The following is a 26,485-nucleotide window of genomic DNA, read 5'->3' as shown; positions in this document are numbered from 1 at the left end:
TCAGTCATGGCTACACCCCTCCCATACGATGTACGTGAAAGTCCCGCCTGACTATTGACAATCCACATAGGGCCCCACGCGGATTGGAACCGAGTGGCGGCCGGACGCCGCCACCAAGGCGCCGAACAGGGCCACTTCCGCCGAGCCGTATTCGACGATCCCGAAATCACTTTCCCGAATCTTCATCCCCCGCCCGTGCTCGATGTCGCCGGAGGCCCGGAATTGGAGGCCGAAAACCAGATCCTCGTCGCTCAGTTCCGGCAGGATCACAATCCTCACCAACTCGAACGGCTCATACGCGGAATCCAGGTCGTCGTCGATGGACAGAAAAACCTCCCCGTCCCCCTCCCCTGCCCTCCCCATCGCCTCAACCCCCGTGGTTTTGGAGGGGGGGGGAAGAGGGCGTTCGAGGGCTCAGCAGCTCAAGCTCAGGTCCGCCGCCTTAGAGCTCGTCGATGTGCTTGCGCTTCGGGTAGACCCGCGGACGAGCGCCTGCGATCTCCTCAGCAATGCGGATGACCTGGTTGGAGTAACCGAACTCGTTGTCGTACCAGACGTAGAGCACCAGGTGCTTACCGTTGGCGATGGTAGCCAGACCATCGACGATGCCAGCATGGGTGGAGCCGACGAAGTCGGTGGAAACCACTTCCGGGGAGTGGATGTAGTCAATCTGCTGGCGCAGAACGGACTTGAGGGAAACCTCACGCAGGTAGTTGTTGACTTCGTCGCGGTCGACCTCAGTGTCGAGGGTCAGGTTCAGCACCGCCATGGAAACGTCCGGGGTGGGAACGCGGATGGCGTTACCGGTCAGCTTGCCCTCGAACTCCGGCAGAGCCTTGGCGACGGCCTTTGCGGCACCAGTCTCAGTGAGAACCATGTTCAGGGTGGCTGCGCGACCACGGCGGGAACCCTTGTGGAAGTTGTCAATCAGGTTCTGGTCATTGGTGAAGGAGTGGACGGTCTCGACGTGACCGAACTCGACACCCCACTTGTCATTGACGACCTTCAGCACCGGGGTGATGCCGTTGGTAGTACACGAAGCTGCCGACAAAATGTTGTCAGATTCCTCGATGATGTTGTGGTTGATTCCGTAGACGATGTTCTTCACATCGCCCTTGCCCGGCGCGGTAAGCAGAACCTTGGAAACACCCTTGGACTGAAGGTGCTGTGACAGTCCCTCGCGGTCACGCCAACGACCGGTGTTGTCGATGACAATCGCATCGTTAATGTCGTAGGCGGTGTAGTCAACAGTTGCCGGGTCATTGGAGTAAATGACCTGAATCGGGGTGCCATTTGCCCAAATAATGTTGTTTTCGCGGTCAACCGAGATGGTGCCGTCGAATGCACCGTGGACGGAGTCACGGCGCAGCAGCGAAGCACGCTTGACAATGTCGTCCTCACCATTCTGGCGAACCACAATAGCGCGCAGGCGCGGGCCGTTGAACAGTGCCTCACGAGCCAGCAGAATGCGAGCCAGCAGACGGCCGATGCGGCCGAAACCGTAGAGGACAATGTCGGTCTTCGGGGTCTGTGTCCCGGCACCGATGACGTCGGCAAGCTCACGCTCGAGGAATGCGCGCAGATCGCCGCCTTCCTCTTCGAAGCTGGTAGCCAGGGCGCCCAGGTCAATGGAGGCGGTGCCGAGATCCATCTTCACCAGTTCCTGCAGAATCGGCAGGGTCTGACTCAGGGGCAGCTCCTGCGAGGTGATGCGACGGGCGTAGCGGTGCGACTTAATGATGCCGGTCTCGGTAACGTTTTCCAGTCGGCGGCCGAAGATTGAAGTCACGACATCATTGTTGCGGCGCAGTTGTCCCAGGAGGGGGATCATCTGCTCTGCAAGGCTGATGCGCTCATTCCAGTCATTGCGCTTGATGGGGGCCGAATCCGACATAAATCCTCCTGGCTTAAATGAGTATGAGTTCCCCCTCAAAATACCCCGCACACGCTATTCACCGGCTATCGCCCTCAACTGGGTACCCCGTATTGTGGCCCAGCTTTCACCCAATCGGGGGAGACACCGGGAGACACCTCAAGGAAGAAAATTGAACCCTACTTACCCGTTAGAATAAGAGCCATGACGGAACCCCTGGATATCCAGCAGCAATCTCCCGCCCAGCCGCCATACCGCCTTGTAGTCACGGATATGGACGGGACTCTACTAAATGAAGACAAGGAAATCCCGGAGTCCTTTTGGCCGGTAGTCACGGAGCTGCTCGACCGCGGTGTCCACTTCGCTCCCGCGTCGGGCCGCCAGTACGCAACTCTGGCCGACCAGTTCGCCCCCATTGCACACCGCATCCCAATCATTGCGGAAAACGGCAACTATGTCGCGGATGCGGGCGAGGTGGTTTCGGTTACCAGTATCGACCACGACATCGTCACTCAGTTGGTACACGCGATCCGCCAGTTCAACGACAACCGTGTGGCGGCGGGCCGTACTCCCCTGTCGGTTATTATCTGCGGCGCTGCCAGCGCATACGTGGAGTTTTTCCCGCCGCATTTCAATATTCCGGAGGAAGTTCAGCAGCTGCAGTTCAACGAGGCCGCCAAGTACTACCTGAAGCTGCAGAAGGTCGATGATGTCATCGCCGCTGCCGCCGAGGACGGCATCGTCAAAATTGCCGCCTTTGATCCTTACTCCGTCGAAGAGGAATCGGCCGATTACCTGCGTTCCCAAAGCTCGCACTTGCGCGCGGTAGTCTCCGGTGCCCACTGGGTCGACCTCATCGATGCCAACACCAACAAGGGCACGGCACTCGCCGCCCTGCAGGAGGCCCTAGGTGTCTCTCCTGCCGAAACTGTCTGCTTCGTTGACTACCTGAATGATCTCGAGCTCATCGACCACGCAGGCCGTTCGTTTGCCATGTCCAACGGTCACCCGGAAATCAAACGCCGCGCCACCGACATCTCACCGTCGAACGCGGAGGAAGGCGTCATCACGACGCTGCGCGAGCTGTTCAACCTCTAACTGCAATTGACCCCTTACCCCACTGGAGCGGTAAGTTAGAAAGGTTGAACCCGATTCCCTTATTCCGATTTTCTTTTTAAGGAAAGCGTAGTTTCCCTGTGACCACTCTCGCCGAAGAAGCCGCACGCCGCCGCACATTCGCCGTCATCGCACACCCGGATGCCGGTAAGTCCACGCTCACCGAGGCGCTGGCGCTACATGCTCATGTCATTAACGAAGCCGGTGCTGTCCACGGCAAGGCCGGCCGCAAGTCGACTGTGTCCGACTGGATGGACATGGAGAAGGATCGCGGCATCTCGATTGCCTCTTCCGCGCTGCAGTTCGAGTACCAGCCAGAGGGGCACGACGGCGAGCCGTACATGATCAATCTCGTCGATACGCCTGGTCACGCTGATTTCTCCGAGGACACCTACCGTGTGCTCACCGCTGTCGACGCCGCTGTCATGCTTGTCGACGGTGCCAAGGGTCTCGAGCCTCAGACGTTGAAGCTGTTCCGGGTTTGTAAGTCCAACGGAATTCCCATCGTCACCGTCATCAACAAGTGGGACCGCCCGGGTAAGGCTCCCCTGGAGTTGATGGATGAGATTGTCGCGGAGATTGGACTGCAACCGACTCCGCTGTACTGGCCAGTTGGTGAGGCCGGCGACTTCCGCGGTCTGCTGGAGCGTGGTGAGGACGGCGAAGCCAAGCAGTTCATCGGCTTCGAGCGCACTGCCGGTGGCGCCACTATTGCCGCTGAGCGTCACCTCACCCCAGATGAGGCCTCCGCAGAGCAGGGCGACGCCTGGGAGACGGCAGCCGAGGAGTCCGAGCTACTTTCCGCCGATAGCGCTGACCACGACCAGGAGATGTACCTCGCTGGCGACACCTCTCCGGTGATTTTCGCCTCCGCCATGCTGAACTGGGGTGTCCACCAGATCCTGGACACTCTCTGCGAGCTGGCTCCGGCACCTGGTGCCCGCGAGTCCGACCCGGCTGCCGTTGCCGCTGCAGCGGCTGGCGGCCAGGGGGCTATCGTCGAAAAGCGCGAACCGACGGATGATTTTTCGGGCGTCGTGTTCAAGGTGCAGGCGGGTATGGATACGCACCACCGCGACAAGCTGGCCTTCATGCGCGTTGTCTCTGGCGAGTTTGACCGCGGCATGCAGGTCACGCATGCGCAGTCGGGACGTACTTTCTCCACAAAGTATGCTTTGACCGTTTTCGGCCGGACACGTTCGACTGTGGAGACGGCTTACCCGGGCGACATTGTCGGCCTGGTCAATGCGGGTTCACTGGCGCCGGGTGACACGATCTACGAGGGCCGCAAGGTTCAATTCAAGCCGATGCCGCAGTTCGCGCCCGAGCACTTCCGCACTCTGCGCGCCAAGAGCCTGGGCAAGTACAAGCAGTTCCGCAAAGCTGTCGATCAGCTCGATGCCGAGGGCGTGGTGCAGATTCTGCGCAACGATACCCGCGGCGATGCCGCCCCGGTGATGGCCGCGGTCGGCCCGATGCAGTTCGAGGTCATGATGGCACGCATGGAAAACGAGTACAACGTCGAGACCATCGCCGAGCCCATCCCCTACTCCGTCGCCCGCCGCACGGACGAAGAGACCGCGCCTGAGCTGGCAAAGCAGCGCGGCGTGGAGATCTTCACGCGTTCCGACGGCGCCCTCATCGCCCTCTTCGGCGACAAGTGGAAGCTGTCCTTCATTGAGAAGGAGCACCCGGAGTTCACGCTCGAGACGCTGGTCGCTGACTAGAGTTTTAAGGAGATTTCACCAACATTGAGCCAAACGGTTGAGCTTCCTCCACAACCAAGTGCATGGCAACTTTTTACTGCCTTCCACTCCCGTGCGCAGAGATGGCCAGGTGCCCTCCGCGCAGCACTCGCGCTATTCCTGCCGGGTGCCGTGGCACTTCTCACCGGACATGGCTCGGAGATGCTCCTTATCGCCGCTGGTGGGTGCGTGGTCATCTATGGCGAAGGCCACCCCTACCGCAGTCGTCTGCGCGTGATGGCCATCGCCGGGCTATGCCTGATCGCCGGAGTTATGTCCGGCAGTTTTGTCGGATCAGTGGTCCACGGTGAGATCGCTTCCGGCGGCAGCAATCTATGGCTGCTGCTCATTGCGCTTTTTACGACGATACTGGCCACCATCGGCGCTTTTATTCAAAACGCACTGCGCCTGCCACCGCCGGGTTCATTTTTTATTGTGATGGTCTCCGGCGGCACAACAATGATCGCCCGCCTCGGCTTCAACCCGGTGGAAACCGCCATGTGGGCTACCGTTGGCGTGCTTTCCGCGATAGTCATCGGCATGGCACCGCGGTTGTGGAATCCGCATGGCCCCGAGATGGCAGCTGTCGAATCCCTTGAATCAGCCATCGATGCGATGGAAAAGTCAGACTCGACATCGTTCGCCGTTCATCATCAGGCGCAAACTGCACTCACTGACGCATGGGAATCGCTTGCCGACGCAGGCATCATCCGTGGCAGCAAAATCGTCAGGCCTTCCCATACAGAACTGGTCAACCGTGTCATTGCTGCTCATCAGCGGCTGATTGCTATTCGCGGACGCTTGGGCGTGCACGGCAGCGCTGTGGACATCGTGGACACGCCTAACCTCTTCGACGAGACACAGACAACCATTCCACTCGCGCGACCAAGCGTGAGTTACCGAATCTTCCGCTCTTTCGATCGCTATTCCCATGCGTCAATGACTGCGGCAAAGGTTGCTATTACTGGTGGCTTAGCTGGTCTCATTAGCGTGCTTGTCGGTCTCGACCGGCCTGACTGGGCGGTGGTCAGCGCATTGATGACTCTGCAGTGGGGTCCCGACCGCACCGCTGGTTCGATCCGAGGGATTCACCGCATGGTGGGCTCGATTATCGGCATTTTCCTCTATGCGCTGCTCTTTTCCTTTGGCCTGGACAGCTGGACGCTACTTATCGCGCTTGCAGCCTGCCAATTCGGCGCGGAGGTTCTCGTGGTGAAGAACTATGCGCTGACGACAATCGTCACCACTCCATTGGCGCTGCTGCTGGGCGGAAACGTCGCTGGCGAACTCGCACCGATTGTGACCGATCGTGTCTTGGAAGTCGGTATCGCCTGCGCGCTGGCTCTCGCTGTCCTGCACTTCTGGCCAACCGAGAGCATTGAAAAGCACTACCTGCGTCATATTCCGCGCTGCTATCGACAGATGGGCGCTCTTCTCGGCGCGCTGCTAACCGGTACTCCGAATCAGGCGCTCGATATTCGTCGAGATCTCCAGTACGAGCTGCTCAGTGAGCGCCAGGCCATCTCGTCTTTGGCCACCAACGACCCCGAAATCGCCACTCCACACTGGGATGGGCATCGTCGCATTCGCACAGCTGGCTATTTGTTGCTGGACTACTGTCGCACGCATCCGGATATCCGCCCCTCTCACGAGGAGATTTCCAAGCTCGCTGAGGTAGTCCAGGCAGCTAAAGCTGAGGAGCGCTAGTCCTCCGGCAGCGGGGGCTCCTTGCGCAGGTCGCGGGCTGTTGCCCGCCGTACCTCGCGCGGTTCCTCCTCCGAGCCCCGCGAACGGAACTTAGCCGCGATGTCCTTCAGCGAAGACGACAGCGGCGGCAGCTTCTCCAGCGCGTCACGGCCCGCGTCCCACGCGTCGGTAGCAATATTTTCCGCTTTCCGACGGAACTTGCGGACCTTCTCCTCACGCTGCCGCTTAGTCTCTGCCGCGTCATTTTGCCGCTCGCGCTCACGTTCAAAGGCTGCGACATCGCGGGCCTCCGCGTCGGAAAGCCTCTTCGAGGCGTGTGCCGCGGCGTCCCACGACTCCTCCAGCGATTCCGCGAGGTGCAACATGGCATCGATGCGCTTTTCAACTTCGCGCAACTTCTCGCGGTAGCCCCGCTGAATGTCATAGCGGCGCATGATGCGGCGGGCACGAGTGGCCTCATTGCGCCAGGTGATGATTGCGCCCTCAGAAATCGACTCATCGACGACGAAGCGCATCGTCCACGGGTCGACATCAGCGCTGGCCAGATTGTTGCGTACCCGCTCCTCGCGGTCGAGGACGTCCTGCACGAGACTGCGGGCACGCTCTTCGGCTTGATGGGCGCGGTTGGTACGGGAGTTATCTGGTCGGAAGCTCACCTGGACTATCCTACCGCTCGGCTGCTGCCAAAGCCGGTACTTGGTCGGTCTCGGAGCTCTTCTGCTGGTCACTGTCGCTCTGGTGCTCGAGGCGAACCCAGGAGACAAAGCCCCAAATAACGAAGCATCCGTAGAAGAGGTACAGCGCCGCCGACGGGTAGTAGCCACCCTTGAGCAGCAACGGCACTCCCACGGCGTCAACGGCAATCCAAATTAGCCAGAATTCGTTCCACCCGCGGGCCATACCCCAGGTCGCCAACATCGAACCGACGAAAATCCAGGCATCGGCCCATGGCCCCCACGAGCCCAGCATCTCAAAGATATTGGCACAAATCACAGTGGCGAAGATAGCCACGGTAATCATCCCAATGCGTTCCGATGCCGTCGCCCACCGCGGCTCAATTGCGACCTCGTCACCGCTCTGATTGCGGCTCTTGACCCAGCTGAACCACCCGTAGAGACTGACGACGATAAACATGACCTGACGCCCAGCCTGGCCATAGAGATCAAGATTTTGTGGCGTGTGGAAAACTCCGCCGAGGAAGACGGTAAACAGCAAGGCATTTCCGATAATGCCGACCGGCCAAGCCCATACCTTCCGTTTCATACCTAGGAAGGCACACGCCAGGCCAAAGAGGTTACCGACAATTTCACGAATCAAGATTGGTGCTCCCGCCACACTGAGCTGTGCAGTGAGGAAACCCACCAAAAAATCCGACACGTATTCCACGAATTATTCAACTCCTTCTCTTTCATCCGGACTATGACCGTCGGTTTCGGATTCCAACCGAAATCTGCTTGTCCCCTACCTGACGACCCTTCTGGCCACAGGTAGGGCGCTCGTGGACTTGTCTGCGTCAGCCGCAGCATCACCACCGGTGAGGAATTTCACCTCGCCCTGAGAATGCGAGTTCAACGTTAGCACTGTCGCCTTGCGCGCATGTGCATTTTATTCAATGAGGTTTCAATATGAGGTTCTAATACAGCCCCGACATAATTACGCATCTACAATGCGTAGTATGAGCCAAAAGCCCCGCCAACCACGTCCTCCCCGCCCCGCCCGCCGCTCCCATCACAAGCGCTCCGCTGGCTGGGTTCCGGACCAGCACGGCGCCTGGTTCATGGTCACCATTCCCCCGCTGACCGCTCTCGCCCTCACCCCCACATGGACAGGCCTTGCCGTCACCGCGACCTGGCTGCTCGGCTACTTCGCATTCTTCGCCGTGAGCGTCTGGCTCCGCTCTCGTCGCCAACGCCGCCACCTCGCACCCGCCGCCACGTACACCGCGCTCACTGCCGTCGCCGGCTGCATCACACTGCTTGCCGACGTTTCCCTCCTCACCTGGGTCGCCCTCATTGCCCCTCTTGCCGCTATCGCTATTTGGGAGACCTACCGCCGCCGACCGCGCTCACTTCTCTCTGGTGTCTCCACCGTTCTGGCCGCTAGCCTCATGGTGCCTATCATCGCCGGACCAACCCCGAAAGCTTGGGCAATTGCGGCTATCTACGCTGGATATTTCGTCGGCACCGTGCCCTATGTAAAAACTATGATTCGCAAGCGCGGCAACCGCCAGTGGCTCATTGGCTCGGTCACGTATCACGTTCTCATTACCGCCGTGGCCATCATCGGGTGGCTCCTCCTCCACGACCGGAACCTCATCAGCATCGGTGTGCCCATCGTCGCAATTGGGCTTCTCATCAGGTCTTTTACCATGCCAATCTCCGGCGCTCGCCGCGCTCGGCCGTGGACTCCGAAACAGGTCGGAATTCTCGATGCCTTCTTTGGAGTCGCCGTCGTCCTGGCTGCGTGGTAAAAACGACGGCGGGGACATACTTTGGGGATTTTTGGGGAGGGGATGAAGTCTATGGCTTCCACCAAACACGCAGTCAATCACGCAGTTTCCGTCTCAGACTTGGCCGCTAGCCTGAACTCGCGGCAGGCACCACAGTCGGGCTGGCGCAGCTGGGTTCATAAGGCCACCTGGGGCGCAATTTCACCGCGGGAATCATCGTCGGCACGCAAGCAACGCGAGCTGATAGAGCGGGTGCGACAGCCTATCTACGGTGACTACAACATCGCTGTTATCAGCGTGAAGGGCGGCGTTGGCAAGACGTCGACAACCATGTGCCTGGGCGCCACGCTTGCAAGCCTGCGCAGTGACCGAATCGTCGCAATCGACGCGAATCCGGACTTTGGCACCCTCGGTGCACGCGTCACCGCAGCCAATCCCGCATCTATTCGCGATCTGCTCCGAGCCCCGGATACGGACAAATACGCGCAGGTCCGCGCATATACATCACACACGCCGTCACGGCTGGAGGTTGTCGGCAGCGACCAAAATCCGACATCGACGATCGCGCTTTCCGACGGCGAATACTGCGCGGCCCTCGACATCCTTCGGCGGCATTACAACGTGAGTCTGACAGACTGCGGTACCGGCCTGACGCAGCCCATCTCCGCTTCGATTCTGTCTGCGGCCAATTGTCTGGTGCTGGTCACCACGCCTGCACTGGACGGCGTGAAAAGCGCCTGGACGACATTGGACTGGCTTTCAGCGCACGGCTTCGAACGGCTGGTCTCTACCACTGTCGTGGTGGTCAACGAGCTAAATAAACAGGGACTGTCCACAGAGACCGTGCACGAGTTATTTGCCCAGCGCTGCCGCGCAGTACAGGTCATCCCCTACGATCCGCATATCGCGAATGGTGCCAATATCGAGCTGGACAATCTCCAGCCCGCCACCACCCAGAGTTATCTCGAATTGGCGGCCATGATTGCCGATGATTTCGCGCCGACGACTGGCCGTCACAGTTTTATTTAGCTCAGGTGCTGACGAATCCCCTCGACATCGACCTCCTGAACGGAGGCGGGCTTGAAGGTGGCGTCGCGGTCCTTGTCCACCAAAACCGCCCGCACGCCTTCGGCAAAATTGGGGTGCTGACGCATGTAAGCGCCAAGCTTCATCTCCCGGTCTAGCGCCTCCTGCAAGGTGACCTCGTGGGCCGAGTTAGCCGCATAGAGTTCCACGGCCGCTACGAGACTTTCCGGGTTGGCGGGTGCCAGCAGGTCGCGAAAAGTCTCCACTGTTGACGATGCACAAGAGCCCGCCTCAGCGGCTTCGTTGAGAGCTCGCTCAATCTCCGCCCAGGTATCAGCCCCAAAGCAAGCCTCAATGCAGTCGCTCCACTCGGCCAACTGCGGATCCCCGAGCAGATCACGAGCCTCAGCTGAGTCCACATCGAGCGCATACTCCGCGAGCGCCGAATCAATTCCATCGCGGTCCAGAGCCGCAACAAACTCGTCCAGCTGCGCGGATGGCACCGCATGTGTCGCCCATCCAGACCACAGCATGTCCGCCGCAGTTAGGCGGTAACCGGTCAGCCCGGTAAACCTCGCGATTGCCGACGAGGGCCCTCCTAACCGCGTGTTCACATGCTGCGAAAAGTGGGTAATTCCAACGTCGGGAATAAAGCCGATTGCCATTTCTGGCATGGAAGCGCTGGCACGCTCGGTCACGATTCGGTGGGAGCCGTGCATGGAAACACCAAGGCCACCGCCCATAGCGATGCCATCAATAATCGCGATATATGGCTTGGACTGCGCGAATTCCGCAATCATCGCGTTCATCTCGTACTCATCCCGGAAAAACTCCTCCCCCTGCTCCGGAACACCATCGAGCACAGCCTGCCGAACTGCGCGCACATCACCACCGGCACAAAACGCCTTGGGGTGACCGGATGAAACAACAATGTGGTCCACCGAGTCGTCGTCACGCCATGCGCGGAGCCCCTCGACGACCTCGGTGACCATATCCAAATCGAGCGAATTAAGTGCCTTCGGCCTATTCAGCCGAAGGTGACCAGATCGCCCGTGGACTTCTCGCAGCACCTTCGGCTCATCGACCTCGGTGCGTGCAGTGCCAGAACCGTTATCAGTAGCAGTCATGTCACCCAGTGTGACACAGATAACTAACCAGGGAAAGGTTCTGACGGGAAGGTTCTGCTGCGAAGGTTCTGACGACCAGAACCTCACTGAGACTAAGGAGCTACTTCTTCTTGCTCTTCTTGTCCTTTTTGCCCTTCTTGTGCTTCTTGCCCTTCTTATCGGACTTGCCTGCGCCCTTTACGCGGTCAGCCTCGAGATTGGCGGCAACGTCCGGCACATAGCGGAACTCCGTGCGCGGCGGACGCTCGTAGCTTCCCTCCGACTCCGGACGCTCCGGGATTTCCGGAACATCGCGGTGAATGCGCTCGTACGGAATGGTCGTCAACAGGTGGTTGATGACATTGATACGCGAACGCTTCTTATCCTCAGACTCAACCGTGAACCACGGTGCGGACGGGATATCGGTGTGGATGAACATCTCATCCTTTGCACGGGAGTAATCCTCCCAGCGGGTGATGGACTCCAAATCCATCGGCGAGAGCTTCCAGCGGCGCAGCGGATCCTCACGGCGGGACTTGAAGCGGGCAACCTGCTCCTCGTCCGACACAGAGAACCAGTACTTACGCAGGATAATGCCATCTTCGACCAGCAGACGCTCAAAAATCGGCGCCTGATGCAAGAAGCGACGGTACTCCTGGGAGGTGCAGAAGCCCATGACCCGCTCAACGCCGGCACGGTTGTACCAGGAGCGGTCGAAAATCACGATTTCACCAGCAGTCGGCAGCTTTTCGACGTACCGCTGGAAGTACCACTGACCCTGCTCACGGCTAGTTGGGGCCGGCAGAGCCTCAACACGGCAGGTACGGGGGTTCAGGTACTGCGTGATGCGCTTAATGGCCGACCCCTTGCCGGCAGCGTCACGCCCCTCCATCACGATGACAATTCGGGCACCGGTTTCTACTACCCACTGCTGCATTTCGACGAGCTCTGCCTGGAGCTTTTTAAGCTCGGCCTCATAAGCCTTCTTGTCGAGCTTCGGTGGGCGCTGGACGTCGTCATTATTCATAGTCCACAGTTTACCCGGCAGGGCGCGACGACCCTATTCGCCGGGTTTAACCGCGGGGCCTAATAGCTAACCTTTTTGCAACCCTAGTCGCGTGAGTAAAGACGCAGCGTGACCTGCGCAACAAGCCCAGCGAAGACCATGCCAATAACGACCACGATCGGCGCCACCACACCGATATCGCCGTTGGTCAGCGGCGCCAGGAGCTGTGCCTTGTACAGGTTACTCAGCGCCGGATCGATGACCGTCGCCTTGCCCAGGAACAGCGCACCAATGGCCAGCACACCACCAATCAGCGACGCAATCACAGCCTCGAGGACGAACGGCGCCTGCGTGAACCAACGGCTGGCACCGACCATGCGCATAATCTCAACTTCCTTACGACGCGAGAACGCCGCAATCTGCACCATGTTCGCAATCAGGAACACAGCGGCAACGGCCTGCACCGCAGCCAGCAGGAAGGTCGCATTTCGCACCGAATCCAAGTTCTGAGCTGCAGTACCGATCTCTTCATGCTGGTCAGTAACGTGGTCGACCTGTGGCAGCTCCCGAATCGGATCGAGCGGGCTGACATCGGTCGGATCGCTCAAACGCACCATCACGACAGCCGGCAGCGACTCCGGCGTCGCATTTTCCACGAGCACGGGGTCACTGTCCTTGAACATCTCCACGAAGTGGTCAAAGTTTTGCTGACGATTTCGGAAGGTCACCGAATCAATGCCGTCAGCCTCTTCAAGCTTGCCGACGACGTCAGCGCACTCCGGCGAGGAGCAAGTTTGGTCTTCGGCGGAGATTTGTTCATTCAGCTCAATCTGCACTTCTACTCGATCGAGATAGAGATCCTTCGTGCGGCTGGTCTGCTCAGTAACCAGGATGCCCGTCGCAAGCAGCGCCAACGACACCGCAGTCGTAATAATCATCGCGATGGTCATCGTGATGTTTCGGCCCAAGGAGGAGAAAGCCTCACCGAGGACAAAGCGAGTCTTCATAGGTCAGTAATACCTTTCGAATGAGTTCTTCTACCGATGGACTGTCTGCTAGTTGTTCAGGCCGTAAACACCCGTGGCGTCGTCACGCACGAGACGCCCCAGCTCCAGCTCCAGCACGCGGCGACGCATGGAGTCCACGGCATCGTTGTCGTGAGTCGACACAATAACGGTCGTGCCCATGCGATTGATGCGGTCAAGCAGGAGCATGATGTCACCGGAGGTGCTTGGGTCGAGGTTGCCGGTGGGCTCGTCGGCAAGCAAGATGAGCGGGCGGTTGACGAAGGCGCGAGCAATGGCGACGCGCTGCTGCTCACCACCAGACAACTCGTGCGGGTAGCGGTTTTCCTTGCCCGAGAGCCCGACCATTTCGAGCGTTTCCGGAACTGCCTTGTCGATTTTCGCCTTCGGCTTGCCAATTACCTGCAACGCGAACGCGACATTTTCGTACACCGTCTTCTTTGGCAGCAGGCGGAAGTCCTGGAAGACATACCCCACTTTTTGACGCAATTTAGGGATGTTGCGACGAGAAATCTTGGTTAGATCCTGGTCTGCAACCGTCAGTTTTCCTGAATCCACTTTCTCTTCACGCACCATAAGGCGCAGGAAGGTCGACTTACCAGAGCCCGACGGTCCAATGAGAAAGACAAACTCACCTTTATCTATGTGGACTGAAACGTCGTCGAGAGCTGGTCGGCTAGAAGTCGAGTAGGACTTGGTAACCCCGTCGAAAGTGATCATAAGTAGACACTCTAATCACTTAAGCCACTCAAGTCACTCTGGAATGCGTGGAATTGGTCGCCGTGACGGGATTGCGGGAACAGGCGGCGTCGAACGCTACCCCAGAGCGCGCGACTGCACGAAAGCTCACGCCATAGCGGCATTCGAAATTATTTTCCCCAAAAATCTTTAAATACCCCTTTAATTCGCTTGCCTGTTCGATTACAATGAGCCATGAAAGATTAAACACGAGGATTAAAAACACCGAATAGCATCGCCGAGCTGCTTGAAGCTCGGAAAGTTAACACTCAGAGCTAGTCGAAAATACTTTCCCTACCTCTTCCCTATTCCAACATTTCAACGTCCAGGCCTTATCTTTCAGGGGGATTCAACAATGGCCAGCGGGGAAAATATACCACGCAAACGCACTTACACTGCGGCGATGGAAGCAACAGCGCCACGCTTTCACCATGAGATTTCTCAAACAGCACCAGCACGTCTTGGAATTGACCGCAATCGAGCTGACTTGAAGCTTGCCCTTGCTTGTGTTCCCTGTTCTTCAACAAAAGATGTCGAAGATTACATCGCCAAAATCGCTCCAGCTCTTGGCATGTCACGTGGGAGAACACTCCAGTACATCGATATCGGGATGCAGCTAGAGCGGCTCCCGCGGTTGAAAGAGCTTCTGCTCAAACGCGCACAGCTACCGCTTCCCCACATGCGGGTCATTGCCACAGCCATCCTCCCCTTGGATGACTCCTCTACTGTGAAATATTTCGAAGACCATCTCCTCGAACTGATCACGCCGAGAGTCAATGGTGAAGTTCTTCGCGGAGTTCGGAGTCTTCAACAGAATATTCAGCGATTTATTAATGAAGTCAGCCCGCTATTGCGCCCTAAAAATGAGTACGACCCGCCGATTACTTCGTTTCAAAAAGGCATCGAGCAAAAAGCTGGCGAATCTATAAAGTTCGAGTTAAAGAACAACCTCACTGAAGTCACCATGGAACTGATGCCTGAGCGGGCAATTGAGTTTCAGAAAGTCTTGGAAGAAATTACCGCTGATCAGGACTGCGACTTCGTCGAGGCTTTTTCACACCTTCTGCACGGGACTGCTCAGGTCACCGCCACATTGAATCTGTACTGCCCACTTACTCAAGACAAGCCGCAGGAGGCATGGATCGGCGGTCTGGGGTGGATCAACAAAATCGCCACTGAATCCTGGCTCGATCGAGTCACTAGCATTCGGCTACTAGCGGACGAGAAAACGGAAAAGTACTCGCCAACAGAGCGACAGCGTACTTACGTCCAAGGTAGAGACGGCACCTGCCGCTTTCCCGGATGCGATGTCGATGCAACGAAGTGCGACATCGACCACATTCAGTCGTATAACCACGAGAATCCCGAAGAAGGTGGCCAAACCGAAACGCCTAACCTCCATTGCCTATGCCGCCGCCACCACAATCTAAAAACGGCCGGTCTTTGGAATGTCGTGCGCGATATCGACGGCGTGGAGTACTGGACCTCCGTCACTGATCAAAGCACCGAAAAAGCTGCGCTTATCAGCACAGAATCAGGACCGCTCTCCGGCCACGGTCGCTACTCTTTCGACCTGCGCAAGACAAAGAAAGCACAGACACTCAAGGAATACAACGAGCAGAGGTTGGAACACCTCCGCGAATCACAGGAGCTGACAAATCAGGCTCGCGAAGAACTGGGAATGAACAAAAACGAGAGAAACGGAGAAGCCGACGAACCCACCACACCGGAAACACCCGAGGCACCGGAAGCGCCCGAAGACGAACCGCCCTTCTAGCGCTACTCGCCTTCGGACTGCTGAGCCATGCGCCAGCGAATACCGGCCTCGATGAAACCGTCGAGGTCACCGTCGAGGACCGACTGTGGGTTGTTGACTTCGTATTCGGTACGCAGATCCTTGACCATCTGGTACGGGTGCAGCACATAGGAGCGCATCTGGTTACCCCACGAGGCATTGCCGCCTGCGCCGAGAGCATCCAGCTCCGCGCGCTCTTCCTGGCGCTTCTTCTCCAGCAACTTCGCCTGCAGAACTCGCATGGCAGATGCCTTGTTCTGGTGCTGGGACTTCTCGTTCTGGCAAGTCACCACGATGCCGGTCGGGACGTGCGTAAGCCGGACCGCGGAGTCCGTGGTGTTCACCGACTGCCCACCTGGGCCGGAGGAGCGGTAGACGTCGATACGCAAATCTGACTCGGGGATGTCGATGTGATCCGTTTCCTCCACAACCGGCAGCACCTCGACCTCAGCGAAGGAAGTTTGGCGGCGGCCCTGGTTGTCGAAAGGACTAATACGAACCAGCCGGTGCGCGCCCTGTTCGACCGAGAGGGTGCCGTACATGTACTCGCCATGGACGACGAAAGTAGCGGACTTAATACCGGCCTCTTCAGCGTAGGACGTGTCGTAAACCTCGACCTTATGCCCGTGCTTGTCGGCCCAGCGCAGGTACATGCGCATGAGCATCTCGGCCCAGTCAGCGGCATCCACGCCACCGGCACCGGAGCGGATGTTGATGACCGCCTCGCGCTCGTCGTAAGGCCCCGAAAGCATCGTCGTGACCTCGAGGGATTCGATGTCGGCACGCAGCTCAGCGCGTTCGGCATCGGCCATCTCGACGGCGTCGGGGTCGCCCTCCTCTTCCGCGAGTTCATACATCACGGAGAGATCGTCGAGGCGCCCGCGCAGCGAGTCGATCTTTTTCTTCTTCGCCTGCGCCTGCGACAGTGCACTGGTGACCTGCTGCGCGTGGTCGGGGTCATCCCACAGCGACGGATCGGCGGCCTGGGCTTCCAACTCCCTGATCCGGTCGGAAAGCTCGTCGACATCGACCACCTTCTCAATGGTGGTCAGCGTCGCGTCGAGTTCTTTGAGGTCAGCATTCAGATCCGGGTTCACGGGTACTACCTTAGCTATACCGCCTGTTTCGGTGCACAATAGGACGTATGTCTGAATCCACCGCCAGCCAAGATTCCAGCCAAGACCCGCACCAAGATTCCAGCCAGGACCTAGAACTCTTTCTCGCCCAAGTGTCCGAGTCGATTGTGGCATCGGATACCAGTGTTGCGGTTGCCATCGTGAAGCGTGCCGCTGCCATTGCTGCTCGCATGCGCGACGAAGGCCTGGTCACGGAGTACAAGACATCGATTTCCGACGTCGTCACCGCGGCCGACCGCGCAGCGGAGAAATTCGTCGTCGAGGCTTTGGCCGCGCTCCGCCCGGAGGACGGCATTCTTGGCGAGGAAGGGTCCGCGAAGGAGTCCCAGTCTGGTCGCACGTGGGTGATCGATCCTGTCGATGGCACCTACAACTTCACCACTGGTTCGGACTACTGGTGCAGCGCATTGGCGCTGGTTATGGGCGATGCGAACAATCCGGATGAGGTCGTCCTCGGCGCGGTGCACCGCCCGGCAACGGGCGAGAGCTGGATTGGTGGCCCCAATCTCCCGACCACTCGTATCAACCTCGATGGCACTGTTGATGACCTCCGGGTCACTGACCGCCCCCTCTCGGAAGTCTGCGCAGCGACCTACCTCCACACCACGGTGGTGAGCTCGAGCGAGGAATCCGAGGCCACGGCTACAAAGTCCTGGCTGGATGCGGTGTCCCGCAGCGCTACCTGGCGCATGCTGGGCTCAGCGTCGGTGGATATGGCAGGCGTTGCCGACGGCCGCATCGGCGTATGGTTCCAGCGCGACGTCGCAGCCTGGGACTGGCTGCCTGGGTATGCGCTTATCTCGGGCGCAGGCGGCGAATGTACGTCGGTGGGGCGCTGGAAGCTTGCGGGCTCGAGTGGCCAGGTCGCAGAGCTGAGTGAGGTTCTGCGCTAGAATTTCGGCCATGACCACCTCTTACTCCGAAGATCTCGCCCTCGCACTCTCGCTTGCCGACGCAGCCGACGACCTCACGATGTCCCGCTTCGAGGCGGCCAATCTAATCGTCGAGTCCAAGCCCGACCTGACTCCGGTCTCCGATGCCGATATCGCGTGCGAGAAGCTGCTCCGCGAGATTCTGTCGGACAAGCGCCCGAGCGATGAAGTTCTCGGCGAAGAATTCGGCGGCGAAGCTGTGTTTGAGGGCCGTCAGTGGGTCATCGACCCCATCGACGGCACCAAGAACTTCGTGCGCAATGTCCCGGTCTGGGCCACCTTGATTGCCCTGCTGGAGGACGGCAAGCCGGTTGTCGGCGTAGTCTCTGCCCCAGCACTGGGCCGTCGCTGGTGGGCATCCAAGGGCGACGGCGCATTCAAGCGCACCCACGTCGGTGGCCGGGAAGCCGCTCAGCGCCGCATTGAGGTCTCGAAGGTGGCAGACATCGCGGACTGCTCAATTTCCAACTCTTCGCTCACCGGCTGGGCCGAGCGCGACCTGCGCGACAACTTCATCGGTCTCACCGATGACGCCTGGCGCCTGCGTGGCTATGGCGACTTCTTCTCCTACTGCCTGGTAGCCGAGGGTGCGGTCGATGTCGCCGCAGAGCCGGAGGTTTCCCTGTGGGACCTGGCAGCGCTTGCGATCCTGGTGGAGGAAGCTGGCGGCCACTTCACTTCCCTAGTGGGAGTCGACGGGCCGCACGGCGGGGACGCAGTTGCGACGAATGGGGTGCTTCACGACGCCGTCGTCAAGCGCCTGGGCGGGTAAACAGGGTTTTCCAACCTATCGCAATTTGCGACGAGCGGCTCACTATCTCCCGTCCGCGTGACCGATATCCAGGATACGTCGCAGCTCAGCAAATACCTCAGGGCGTACCTCATGGGTTACCACCCGTCCACTCTTAGACCTAGTTAGCAGCCCGGCATCCGCCATGGTCTTTAAATGATGCGACACCGTCGGCTGACTAAGCCCAGAAACAGCGGCCAGCTCCCCTACGGTCATCGGACTACAGCCAGCGGCAGCGAGCTGAGACAAAATTTGCAGGCGCGCCGGTTGCGCCAGCGCTTTGAAGAGCGTTGCCGCAGCCTGCGCTTCCGCCGCGTCGAGAGGCCGACCGCCAAGTGCACAGCATTCTGAGATTTCGTCCATACCCGTTGAGGCTACACGGCCTCCCCTCTAAATATATTGACAATCATCGATATATTGATTACACCGGAAACTATGACACAGACTACAAAGTCACTCAGCTTCCTAGACCGCTTCTTGCCGCTATGGATTGCAGCTGCAATGGCAATTGGCCTCATTCTGGGCAAAATTGCACCGTCACTTGTGAACTGGCTGGCAGAGGCAAAAATTACGACAATTTCCGTACCAATCGCCATCGGATTGCTGGTCATGATGTACCCACCGCTCGCAAAGGTTCGATACGACAAAACGGGCAAAATTTTGACATCAAGGAAGCTGATGGGCATCACAGTCTTCCTCAATTGGATTCTCGGCCCCGCACTGATGTTCACCCTTGCCTGGATATTCCTCAGTGATAGTCCAGAACTGCGCACTGGCGTGATCATCGTCGGTCTCGCCCGCTGCATTGCAATGGTTTTGGTCTGGAACGACCTATCTTGCGGCGATACTGAAGTCGCTGCCGTATTGGTGGCCGTCAACTCGCTATTTCAAATTTTCATGTTCGGCGCTCTAGGGTGGTTCTACCTGCAGATTCTGCCCTCCTGGTTGGGACTGGAAACCACTTCCGCCACCTTTTCTTTTTGGGCAATCGCACTATCTGTAGTGGTATTCCTCGGTATTCCGCTTCTGGCTGGCGCGGCATCACGCATAATTGGTGAACGCACCCGTGGTCGCGACTGGTATGAAAATGAGTACTTGCCCAAAATCTCACCATTGGCACTTGCCGGCCTTCTATACACAATCGTGTTGCTCTTTGCGCTTCAGTCACAGCAGATTCTTGAGAATCCCTGGACCGTTGCGAAAGTGGCACTACCACTAGTGATCTACTTCCTCGCCATGTTCGCGATCGCTCTCACTTCGGCCAAGGCCGCGGGCATGAACTACGCAACCTCCGCATCGATTGCCTTTACGGCCGCCGGAAATAACTTCGAGTTGGCAATTGCGGTTGCGATTGGCACCTTCGGCCCATTGTCCCAGCAAGCACTTGCGGGAACGATTGGACCACTTATTGAAGTACCCGTACTCGTTGCACTTGTCTACGTCACCCGCTGGCTCGGGCCGCGCCTTTTCCCCAATGACCTTTCCGTACCGGACAAACTATAGAAAAAGGGTCCTGAAGTGAAGGAAATCCCGAAGGTACTTTTCATCTGCGTTGCAAATGCCGGTAAATCCCAGATGGCCGAGGCCATTGCGCGTGCAAAATATGCCACGCAGTTCATCGCCCTTTCAGCAGGAACGAACCCCAAAACTACTACCAATGCGCTTGCAGCCAAATCAGTTGCAGAAATCGGCGCCTCTATGGACGGTGCATCACCAAAGCCCATTGACCCCACGCTCCTCCAGACTGCAGATCGTGTTGTCATCATCGGCGATGTCGCTCATGTAGAGCTCCCCTCGGACGCTGAAGGCTCACTCGAGCGTTGGCTTACTGACGAGCCTTCAAAACGAGGCATCGACGGAGAAGAACGCATGGATCTGATTCGCGATGACCTCGAGCGCCGTATCGACGAGTTAGCTGTCGAACTCCGTTCCACTAAGAATCCCTAAGCGGCAGAATCCAACAAAAGCCTCCTTATCGCCAGCGTAAGCCACACGACTGCGCCAACGCCTGCGATGAGGCCGAGGAGCAGGAATATCAGACCGACTCCCCAAAGCCCGGTGGTGTCGTCAGTGCCGGCGATGATGCTCCAGCACAGGGCATAGCCGGCGACCGCTGCCCACCACGTGGGCAGAAGGTTCAGAGTTGGGGCGGGCACGCGCATCATGGCAGAGGCAGTAAGGATGACCATCGCGAAGCCACTGCAGAAAACCTGCCATGGCGAGTAGTCGTATTCGCCCTCGAGCGTCCACGCGAGCGTACAAAAACAGATTAGAAATGCTGCGACAAAGACGAAAATCGTGTGCCCAAACGCGATACGCTCGCCGGACTTTTTGGCCAGCCACGCGGCACCCATCCAAGCGAGAGCGGTGGGGATGGCAATAATCAACAGGTACGCGAGGAAGACTCCTGGCACCTCAGCCCAGGTGAAACTCGTCAGCATTGATCTCATGCCACTAGGTTACGCGTGCCCCTGGGCTTTTTGAACGCGCTAGTTTCCCAGTAAAAACACAGACGAAACACCGTGTTTTACACATACTCACTTAATGTATTGTCAGATTCGGCTGCTACAACTAGAAAGTCGTTTTCAATACGCCATTTGTAGAGAGTGCTTTTTACCAAAGAGCACCTCCCTATAAGTTGTAGTAAAGGAGAAATCTGGGGTGAATAAACCTACCCGAATCGTGGGGCTTGATATAGCGCGCTCACTCGCCATCATCGGCATGATCATTGTCCATATGGCCTCACTACTTTGGAGCACAAAGGTTGTGCTCTCTGGCCTACCCTCATCACTGTTCGCCATCATCGCCGGCGCCACAATGATGATCATCGGCCGTAATTACAGCAGCACTACCTTCTTGCGTCTAATCACCCGCGGTGCCCTGATCATTCTCATCGGCCTGGCACTATTGCCGGTCGGTGGAGAAATTCAGGTGGTCCTCGTCATCATGGGCCTGGTAATGATGCTGGTTTCCTGGATGCCAGCGCTCGGAACCTGGTGGCGAGTCGGCTTCTTCATCGCCGCAACCATCGCCGCCACAATCAAGTACGCGCCTATGACGCTGCCACAGATCTATCCGCTACTCGCGTGGATTGCATATTTCATCGGCGGCATGCTGCTTTACGACGTCTACTTGCGCGGTCGCCTGCAAAGCACTTCCACCTCTGAGACGAGCACTAATACTCGGTTGAGCTGGATTGTTACCGCTGTCAGCGTTGTCGTCACTGCCGTCGGCATGTACTTCCGATTTGATCCAGAGATTGCTGGCTGGCTCCGCTTTACCGGACACACTGGCGTCTTCGGAGAAATCATCCTCTCCGTCGCAGTTGCCGCCATTGTGCTGCACTTGTGCCTTTTCGTAGGCGACCGCTTCCCAGCTGTGGTTTACCCATTCGCGGCTATGGGAACAATGTCACTGACTATCTACATCCTGCACGTTCTCACCGCGTTTTATTGGCAGCAGAATGTTGTATTGCATTCCACGTTGTCCGCAGCAGGTTTCATCGTATTCTTCCTCGTCATTGCTAGCCTCTGGAAGAAATTTGTCGGACAGGGCCCTGCCGAAAAACTCGTTGCCACCGCAATCAAGGCCATTGTTCCTTCTGGGAAAGGGAAATAACCGTGAAGAAAACATCTTTTTCCATCGCAGCAATTGTTAGCAGCACCCTGCTTCTATCTGCAGCCCCAGCTCTTGCATTGGAAAACGGCGAACCCGCACCTGCGAATGCTGAAAGCAGTTCTGTGGCCGCGCTGAAGATTGGCAAAATCGGCAATTTCGGTGACTGCACCGGAACGCTGGTTGCCGACCAGTGGGTGCTCACTGCACGCCACTGCCTGGAGTCTGTGAACAACGAAGGGACCCAGGCCCGCATCGGCGGGAAGGTCTACGATGCCGATTCTTGGGCGCTGTCTCCAATGTCTGATGCGGGCCTGCTTCACCTGACCCAAAAGGTCACTGACGCAACACCCGCGAATGTTTCCCGCGATATCCCAACACCTGGACAGACGGGAACTCTCTACGGTTGGAGCAGCAGCTCGTCCATGGCCCGATCCGGACAGCTTCCGATGACCAAGATGGTCGTCAATGAGTTGCTAGGCGGAGGACCGGCTGATGGAACTCCAGGTGAGGCTGCGCCTGGTGGTGCTGTTCCGGGTGACGCTACTCCAGGCGAAGCTGTTCCGGGTGAGGCTATTCCGGGCGGCGCTGTTCCGGGTGACGCTATGGAATCAATGGAGATGCAGCCAGGAGCTGCCATGCCAGATGACTCCAAAACCGAGTCGATCCCGGCAGGGACAGAAAGTATCCCAGCCGACGCTGCCATGATGCCAATGATTCAAAGCGCCATCCTGGACGCACATTCCGTTTCCGGCGCGGGTATGCAGGGAGGCGACTCCGGTGGCCCATTCTTCGTCGACGGAAAGCTCGCTGGTCTCGCTACCGCCGGAACCTCCAATGGCGACCCTGACCTGCCCTCCCCCAGCGCAGCTATCACTACCCTCACTGGCACTGCTGACTGGATCGATGACATCACCTCCGGCCGTGACACAGAAAGTGTGCTGACTGCGGAGAACACTCCTGCTCCGCCAAAGACCATTCAGACCAGCGGTGATCACGTGTGGGCCTACCTCGCCATCGCATGCGCTGGCGTGGTTATCGCAGCGGCTTGGTCGCGCATTAAGAATGGCCGACAGTAAAACCGTCTGACCTCAACCAAAACCACCTCCCAGAATGAACTGGGTAGGTGGTTTTTCTGCAAAGGAAGTGAGCTCAACTGGGGCCGAAGCCTCAAAATCTCGCGGTAGCTAACATACAATCGCAACGTATCCCTATGGTTCTAACCCTTTTCTTAGAATCCATGATGTGGTTCGCATAATTGTTAAATGGTGAAACCCCACCTACGAGAAAGGCAATAAGTTCACGTGGATGGCTACACACCCTTCGACGTCTTGATGGATATCGGTTGGATCTCGCTGCTGCTCATCATCGGTAATTTGATGCGACGGTTCATCCCCTGGTTCCAAAAGCTTCTCATCCCCGCACCGATTACTGCGGGCTTGCTCGGCTTGCTGCTAGGCCCCAACGCTTTGGGAATAATCCAGTTCAGCGAGCATTTCGGCGACTACGCGACCATTCTCATCGCGGCAGTCTTCGGTGCCCTGCCATTCACAATGGATTTCGATGCCAAGGTGCGCCAGCGCGCGCGAACGATGTGGTCCTATTCCGTAGGCATGTACCTGGCGCAGTGGGGATTCTTCGCGCTACTCGGCGTGATAATTTTCGCCCCACTGTTCAATACGCCGGACTGGTTCGGCATCATGCTTCCCGTTGGTTTCGTCGGTGGCTTCGGTGTGGCCGCCGCAGTTGGTGGCGCGCTGGACTCAGCAGGCATGACCGAGGCCACGAGTTTGGGTTTTACGGCCGCAGCGGTGGGCATGTTCTCCGCAATTATCGGTGGCGTGATTTTCGCCCGATGGGGCTCGAAGAAGGGCCATACCAACGAGCTGCCAGACTTGGATAAACTGCCGGAGGATATGCGGACAGGCATCATCTCCCTTCCTGGTCAGCGCCCAAGTGTGGGGCGGGCGACTACAAGCCCGTCCTCAATCGAACCAATCGCGCTGCACGTTGCAGCACTAGCGGTGACGCTCTTCCTGGCAAATATCCTGACCAACTGGGTCAATGACATCTTCCCTGCACTGAGCTTCCCACTATTCGCAATGGCATTCCTGGTCGGCCTGGCAGGTGTAGGCGTGCTGCACCTGATTAAGGCACCACACTACCTGGATGCAAAGTTGATGGGTTCGGTCTCCGGCGCGTCGACGGACTTCCTGGTTGCAGTCGGCATCGCGTCGATTGTGCCGGCAGTGGTGGCCACCTACATCGTCCCGCTAATTATCCTGTTCGTCGTGGGCCTGGCCTTCTGCCTGGTGTTGTTCTTCTACGTCGCACCACGCATCTTTGAACATGGCTGGTTCGAGCGCGCCGTATTCAGCTGGGGCTGGGCAACTGCCTCCGTGGCCACGGGCATCGCCGTACTGAAAATTGTGGACCCGGAGCAGAAATCCGGCACGCTCGAGGAATTTGGCATGGCCTATGTGGGATTCGCGCCCTTCGAGATCGCGGCAGCCATCCTCGCACCCATCGCAATCCTCGCCGGACTGGTGTGGCTATTCGGTGGAGTCGCGCTTATCGGCGGGCTAGCCCTGTTGATTCCGCCGATGATCATGCTGAAGAAATCGAAGACCAGGGCTTCGTAGAGTTCTTTATAGAGGGCGGGGACAGGAAAAGTTTTCTCCCGCCCTCTACTGTTGCGACCCCACCGTGGACTGACTAGGCCCGTCTGCCAGCTATTTTCTAGCGCTGCGCTCACTTATCGATGCATGATTCACCTATCGATGCGCTCCAGCGTATCCATAAGTGAATAACTCATCGATATGTGAAACCGAAAGCCAGCAGCGCGTACATGAGCTGAGGCAAATCGACCGGAATCAACCCAGCACCCCCTCAAGCTAAGTACCTTCAGGCCGACTAATCGAGCAGCGCCTCACACCGCATTTCTGATGGCCGCCCCTTTAATGCCCGGTTGTGCAGTGCGCGAGTTCGTCAGACCCAACGGCTACCCAACGACTTACCCCCCCCCCAAAAAAACGGTGAAAAACGGTGATTTGGGGGTTAAGTAAAGAAAAGTGTGTCCGCATGCCACCATAACCCCAGACCACACACCACAAATCACCAAAGAATAGCTCCCCGAAAGCTATTACCCACACCATCCCACACCTCCGGCCACATTTGTGCTAACCGCACACCGGTTGGATTAAAGGATGACCACCAACCGCCCCAGCTGCCCACTATGCGGCAACAACACAAAGAAAAACGGCACCACCAGCAAATCAACCACCCGTTGGCGCTGCACCCACTGCGGACACTCCTTTACCCGCAACACCCAAACCCACAACAAAAACACCGCCACCATGGCTTTGTTCATCCAATGGGCCACCGGCACCCAATCTCTAACCACCTTCGCCGCACACCATGGCGTAACCAGGCAAACCATGCACCACCGATTCCGATGGTGCTGGTGGATCATCCCCACACCCACCATCGACTCATTCCGCATCCATGACCAAATCTTCCTCGACGCGACCTATCTAAAGTCCGGATGCCTCCTGATCGCAGCCAGTAAAACCCACGTCATCAACTGGACCTGGGCCAGACACGAAACCACCGCCGCCTACACCGAACTCCTACGCCCCATTGCCGCACCACTAATCGCAGTCACAGACGGCGGACAAGGTGCCCAATCAGCCATCCACCACTGCTGGCCAACAACACGCATCCAACGCTGCCTCGTCCACGCCCAACGAACAGTCCGCCGCCACACCACCAGCAACCCCCGCACCGATGCCGGCAAAACCCTCTACCGCCTAGCCCTGAAACTCACTCGCATCACCGACCTTGACCAAGCATCCACATGGGTCGCCCACCTGCACGAATTCGACCACACCTACCGGGAATGGATGAACGAGAAAACCACCATCAAAGACCCCGTTACCGGCGCCTACACCAAGGTCTACACCCACCAACGCGTCCGAGCGGCCTATCAATCATTGCTATCTCTGCACCGCAGAGACCTGCTGTTTACCTACCTGCAACCCCCACCAACAACCATCGACCCCGACAACCTTGCAGCAACAACAAACAGCCTCGAAGGTGGCATCAACGCCCCCATAAAAGAACTAGCCCGCAGACACCGCGGACTATCACTACCGCATCAACGCACAGTGATGGATTGGTGGCTGTATCTACATACAGAAGTCCCTGACGATCCGGTCAAGATCGCCAGGGACCAACGATGGGGTCAAGACGCACTTTCCACAGCAACAGACCTGATCACCCACAACACCACAGCCACTACCAATGACATCGGTGCACCAGCAGAATACGACACCGCCATCGACACCAGCTACCAACACAACCTCGGCATCCAAAAAGGCTGGATCAAATAACCGCAACACGCCCGGAAAAGACACACTTTTCTTTA

Annotated in this window: 25 protein-coding genes and 1 riboswitch; of the genes, 14 read left to right on the top strand and 11 right to left on the bottom strand. The window is 57.9% G+C overall.

From position 1 onward, the window contains the following. Window positions 1–51: 51 nt before the first annotated feature. Window positions 52–363, bottom strand: a complete 312-nt coding sequence (locus ADB08_RS07625; protein WP_065421662.1) for a hypothetical protein — start codon at window positions 361–363, stop codon at window positions 52–54. Between the two features lie 79 nt (window positions 364–442). Beyond that, the gene (locus ADB08_RS07620; RefSeq protein WP_049172209.1) at window positions 443–1,894 is read right to left on the bottom strand and encodes a glyceraldehyde-3-phosphate dehydrogenase; all 1,452 of its coding nucleotides are present in this window, start codon (window positions 1,892–1,894) and stop codon (window positions 443–445) included. 183 nt (window positions 1,895–2,077) lie between these two features. On the opposite strand from ADB08_RS07620, the gene ADB08_RS07615 reads away from it, so the two are divergent. The 3 genes from ADB08_RS07615 to ADB08_RS07605 all read left to right on the top strand — a co-directional run bounded on the left by ADB08_RS07615 (window position 2,078) and on the right by ADB08_RS07605 (window position 6,441). Then, the gene (locus ADB08_RS07615) at window positions 2,078–2,971 is read left to right on the top strand and encodes a Cof-type HAD-IIB family hydrolase (RefSeq protein ID WP_049172207.1); all 894 of its coding nucleotides are present in this window, start codon (window positions 2,078–2,080) and stop codon (window positions 2,969–2,971) included. Between the two features lie 98 nt (window positions 2,972–3,069). Then, complete coding sequence (locus ADB08_RS07610) at window positions 3,070–4,716, top strand: peptide chain release factor 3 (protein WP_049172204.1); 1,647 nt, start codon at window positions 3,070–3,072, stop codon at window positions 4,714–4,716. 24 nt (window positions 4,717–4,740) lie between these two features. Next, window positions 4,741–6,441, top strand: coding sequence for an FUSC family protein (locus tag ADB08_RS07605; protein ID WP_049172202.1), 1,701 nt, complete (start codon window positions 4,741–4,743; stop codon window positions 6,439–6,441). On the opposite strand, the gene ADB08_RS07600 is transcribed toward ADB08_RS07605, so the two are convergent. Both ADB08_RS07600 and pnuC read right to left on the bottom strand, forming a co-directional pair. Then, the gene (locus ADB08_RS07600; protein WP_016423226.1) at window positions 6,438–7,097 is read right to left on the bottom strand and encodes a hypothetical protein; all 660 of its coding nucleotides are present in this window, start codon (window positions 7,095–7,097) and stop codon (window positions 6,438–6,440) included. The two genes, ADB08_RS07605 and ADB08_RS07600, sit on opposite strands and share 4 nt — an antisense overlap. A gap of 10 nt (window positions 7,098–7,107) precedes the next feature. Next, window positions 7,108–7,827, bottom strand: coding sequence for a nicotinamide riboside transporter PnuC (gene pnuC / locus ADB08_RS07595; RefSeq protein ID WP_049172200.1), 720 nt, complete (start codon window positions 7,825–7,827; stop codon window positions 7,108–7,110). Window positions 7,828–7,837: 10 nt separating this feature from the next. After that, a riboswitch (FMN riboswitch) is annotated at window positions 7,838–8,007 on the bottom strand. A gap of 109 nt (window positions 8,008–8,116) precedes the next feature. Between pnuC and ADB08_RS07590 the strand changes: the two genes are divergently transcribed. Together ADB08_RS07590 and ADB08_RS07585 are read left to right on the top strand one after the other, a co-directional pair. Further along, the gene (locus ADB08_RS07590; protein ID WP_065419938.1) at window positions 8,117–8,911 is read left to right on the top strand and encodes a YwiC-like family protein; all 795 of its coding nucleotides are present in this window, start codon (window positions 8,117–8,119) and stop codon (window positions 8,909–8,911) included. Window positions 8,912–8,962: 51 nt separating this feature from the next. Continuing rightward, window positions 8,963–9,919 (top strand): MinD/ParA family ATP-binding protein, encoded by a 957-nt coding sequence (locus ADB08_RS07585; RefSeq protein ID WP_239660038.1) that lies wholly within the window; start codon window positions 8,963–8,965, stop codon window positions 9,917–9,919. On the opposite strand, the gene ADB08_RS07580 is transcribed toward ADB08_RS07585, so the two are convergent. From ADB08_RS07580 to ftsE, 4 genes are all read right to left on the bottom strand, one after another. Next, the gene (locus ADB08_RS07580) at window positions 9,916–11,043 is read right to left on the bottom strand and encodes a 3-hydroxyisobutyryl-CoA hydrolase (protein WP_049172196.1); all 1,128 of its coding nucleotides are present in this window, start codon (window positions 11,041–11,043) and stop codon (window positions 9,916–9,918) included. The genes ADB08_RS07585 and ADB08_RS07580 overlap by 4 nt on opposite strands. 100 nt (window positions 11,044–11,143) lie before the next feature. Next, entirely contained in the window at window positions 11,144–12,049 is a 906-nt protein-coding gene (gene ppk2, locus ADB08_RS07575; RefSeq protein ID WP_049172194.1) for a polyphosphate kinase 2, read from the bottom strand. Window positions 12,050–12,132: 83 nt separating this feature from the next. Further along, window positions 12,133–13,035, bottom strand: a complete 903-nt coding sequence (ftsX, locus tag ADB08_RS07570) for a permease-like cell division protein FtsX (protein ID WP_016423232.1) — start codon at window positions 13,033–13,035, stop codon at window positions 12,133–12,135. A gap of 48 nt (window positions 13,036–13,083) precedes the next feature. Continuing rightward, entirely contained in the window at window positions 13,084–13,773 is a 690-nt protein-coding gene (gene ftsE, locus ADB08_RS07565) for a cell division ATP-binding protein FtsE (protein ID WP_016423233.1), read from the bottom strand. 421 nt (window positions 13,774–14,194) lie between these two features. Here ftsE and ADB08_RS07560 point away from each other — a divergent pair, with 421 nt between their 5' ends. Then, window positions 14,195–15,568 carry an HNH endonuclease signature motif containing protein gene (locus tag ADB08_RS07560; RefSeq protein ID WP_239660037.1) on the top strand — a complete coding sequence of 458 codons (1,374 nt, stop codon included), beginning with the start codon at window positions 14,195–14,197 and terminating at the stop codon, window positions 15,566–15,568. A 2-nt stretch (window positions 15,569–15,570) separates the two neighbouring features. On the opposite strand, the gene prfB is transcribed toward ADB08_RS07560, so the two are convergent. Beyond that, window positions 15,571–16,683, bottom strand: a complete 1,113-nt coding sequence (gene prfB / locus ADB08_RS07555) for a peptide chain release factor 2 (RefSeq protein WP_038626269.1) — start codon at window positions 16,681–16,683, stop codon at window positions 15,571–15,573. 47 nt (window positions 16,684–16,730) lie between these two features. Here prfB and ADB08_RS07550 point away from each other — a divergent pair, with 47 nt between their 5' ends. Both ADB08_RS07550 and hisN read left to right on the top strand, forming a co-directional pair. Continuing rightward, window positions 16,731–17,615, top strand: coding sequence for an inositol monophosphatase family protein (locus ADB08_RS07550; RefSeq protein ID WP_049172190.1), 885 nt, complete (start codon window positions 16,731–16,733; stop codon window positions 17,613–17,615). 10 nt (window positions 17,616–17,625) lie between these two features. After that, window positions 17,626–18,426: a histidinol-phosphatase gene (hisN, locus tag ADB08_RS07545; RefSeq protein WP_049172187.1), complete on the top strand. Its 801-nt coding sequence runs from the start codon at window positions 17,626–17,628 to the stop codon at window positions 18,424–18,426. 42 nt (window positions 18,427–18,468) lie between these two features. Here the strand turns inward: hisN and ADB08_RS07540 are convergent, their stop codons facing one another. Then, window positions 18,469–18,807: an ArsR/SmtB family transcription factor gene (locus ADB08_RS07540; RefSeq protein ID WP_016423238.1), complete on the bottom strand. Its 339-nt coding sequence runs from the start codon at window positions 18,805–18,807 to the stop codon at window positions 18,469–18,471. A gap of 72 nt (window positions 18,808–18,879) precedes the next feature. Between ADB08_RS07540 and arsB the strand changes: the two genes are divergently transcribed. Both arsB and ADB08_RS07530 read left to right on the top strand, forming a co-directional pair. Continuing rightward, a complete protein-coding gene (gene arsB / locus ADB08_RS07535; protein ID WP_049172185.1) occupies window positions 18,880–19,947 on the top strand; it encodes an ACR3 family arsenite efflux transporter in 1,068 nt (355 codons plus the stop codon). A gap of 15 nt (window positions 19,948–19,962) precedes the next feature. Next, window positions 19,963–20,391, top strand: a complete 429-nt coding sequence (locus ADB08_RS07530) for a low molecular weight phosphatase family protein (protein ID WP_049172183.1) — start codon at window positions 19,963–19,965, stop codon at window positions 20,389–20,391. Here ADB08_RS07530 and ADB08_RS07525 read toward each other — a convergent pair. Continuing rightward, on the bottom strand, window positions 20,388–20,894 hold the full coding sequence (locus ADB08_RS07525; RefSeq protein WP_049172180.1) for a hypothetical protein: 507 nt from the start codon (window positions 20,892–20,894) through the stop codon (window positions 20,388–20,390). The genes ADB08_RS07530 and ADB08_RS07525 overlap by 4 nt on opposite strands. A gap of 211 nt (window positions 20,895–21,105) precedes the next feature. On the opposite strand from ADB08_RS07525, the gene ADB08_RS07520 reads away from it, so the two are divergent. The 4 genes from ADB08_RS07520 to ADB08_RS07505 all read left to right on the top strand — a co-directional run bounded on the left by ADB08_RS07520 (window position 21,106) and on the right by ADB08_RS07505 (window position 26,450). Beyond that, on the top strand, window positions 21,106–22,062 hold the full coding sequence (locus ADB08_RS07520) for a DUF418 domain-containing protein (RefSeq protein WP_049172177.1): 957 nt from the start codon (window positions 21,106–21,108) through the stop codon (window positions 22,060–22,062). Between the two features lie 2 nt (window positions 22,063–22,064). Next, window positions 22,065–23,138: a trypsin-like serine protease gene (locus ADB08_RS07515; protein ID WP_049172174.1), complete on the top strand. Its 1,074-nt coding sequence runs from the start codon at window positions 22,065–22,067 to the stop codon at window positions 23,136–23,138. A 225-nt stretch (window positions 23,139–23,363) separates the two neighbouring features. Then, a complete protein-coding gene (locus ADB08_RS07510; protein ID WP_053087322.1) occupies window positions 23,364–24,701 on the top strand; it encodes a sodium/glutamate symporter in 1,338 nt (445 codons plus the stop codon). Between the two features lie 564 nt (window positions 24,702–25,265). Further along, window positions 25,266–26,450, top strand: a complete 1,185-nt coding sequence (locus ADB08_RS07505) for an IS256-like element IS3503 family transposase (protein ID WP_015382061.1) — start codon at window positions 25,266–25,268, stop codon at window positions 26,448–26,450. Window positions 26,451–26,485: the final 35 nt, after the last annotated feature.

It is taken from the genome of Corynebacterium sp. 239_CJEI (assembly GCF_001055995.1).
GTDB classification, from domain to species: domain Bacteria; phylum Actinomycetota; class Actinomycetes; order Mycobacteriales; family Mycobacteriaceae; genus Corynebacterium; species Corynebacterium jeikeium_D.
The sequence above is the reverse complement of the archived record's forward strand: the minus strand, read 5'-3'. Positions and strand labels throughout refer to the sequence as shown.

What these genes read in the sequence shown, in the direction of transcription:
- ADB08_RS07625 (WP_065421662.1), bottom strand. Translation starts at nt 363, where the DNA reads ATGGGGAGGGCAGGGGAGGGGGACGGGGAGGTTTTTCTGTCCATCGAC.
- ADB08_RS07620 (WP_049172209.1), bottom strand. Translation starts at nt 1,894, where the DNA reads ATGTCGGATTCGGCCCCCATCAAGCGCAATGACTGGAATGAGCGCATC.
- ADB08_RS07615 (WP_049172207.1), top strand. Translation starts at nt 2,078, where the DNA reads ATGACGGAACCCCTGGATATCCAGCAGCAATCTCCCGCCCAGCCGCCA.
- ADB08_RS07590 (WP_065419938.1), top strand. Translation starts at nt 8,117, where the DNA reads ATGAGCCAAAAGCCCCGCCAACCACGTCCTCCCCGCCCCGCCCGCCGC.
- ADB08_RS07585 (WP_239660038.1), top strand. Translation starts at nt 8,963, where the DNA reads ATGGCTTCCACCAAACACGCAGTCAATCACGCAGTTTCCGTCTCAGAC.
- ADB08_RS07580 (WP_049172196.1), bottom strand. Translation starts at nt 11,043, where the DNA reads ATGACTGCTACTGATAACGGTTCTGGCACTGCACGCACCGAGGTCGAT.
- ppk2 (WP_049172194.1), bottom strand. Translation starts at nt 12,049, where the DNA reads ATGAATAATGACGACGTCCAGCGCCCACCGAAGCTCGACAAGAAGGCT.
- ftsX (WP_016423232.1), bottom strand. Translation starts at nt 13,035, where the DNA reads ATGAAGACTCGCTTTGTCCTCGGTGAGGCTTTCTCCTCCTTGGGCCGA.
- ftsE (WP_016423233.1), bottom strand. Translation starts at nt 13,773, where the DNA reads ATGATCACTTTCGACGGGGTTACCAAGTCCTACTCGACTTCTAGCCGA.
- ADB08_RS07560 (WP_239660037.1), top strand. Translation starts at nt 14,195, where the DNA reads ATGGAAGCAACAGCGCCACGCTTTCACCATGAGATTTCTCAAACAGCA.
- ADB08_RS07550 (WP_049172190.1), top strand. Translation starts at nt 16,731, where the DNA reads ATGTCTGAATCCACCGCCAGCCAAGATTCCAGCCAAGACCCGCACCAA.
- hisN (WP_049172187.1), top strand. Translation starts at nt 17,626, where the DNA reads ATGACCACCTCTTACTCCGAAGATCTCGCCCTCGCACTCTCGCTTGCC.
- ADB08_RS07540 (WP_016423238.1), bottom strand. Translation starts at nt 18,807, where the DNA reads ATGGACGAAATCTCAGAATGCTGTGCACTTGGCGGTCGGCCTCTCGAC.
- arsB (WP_049172185.1), top strand. Translation starts at nt 18,880, where the DNA reads ATGACACAGACTACAAAGTCACTCAGCTTCCTAGACCGCTTCTTGCCG.
- ADB08_RS07525 (WP_049172180.1), bottom strand. Translation starts at nt 20,894, where the DNA reads ATGAGATCAATGCTGACGAGTTTCACCTGGGCTGAGGTGCCAGGAGTC.
- ADB08_RS07505 (WP_015382061.1), top strand. Translation starts at nt 25,266, where the DNA reads ATGACCACCAACCGCCCCAGCTGCCCACTATGCGGCAACAACACAAAG.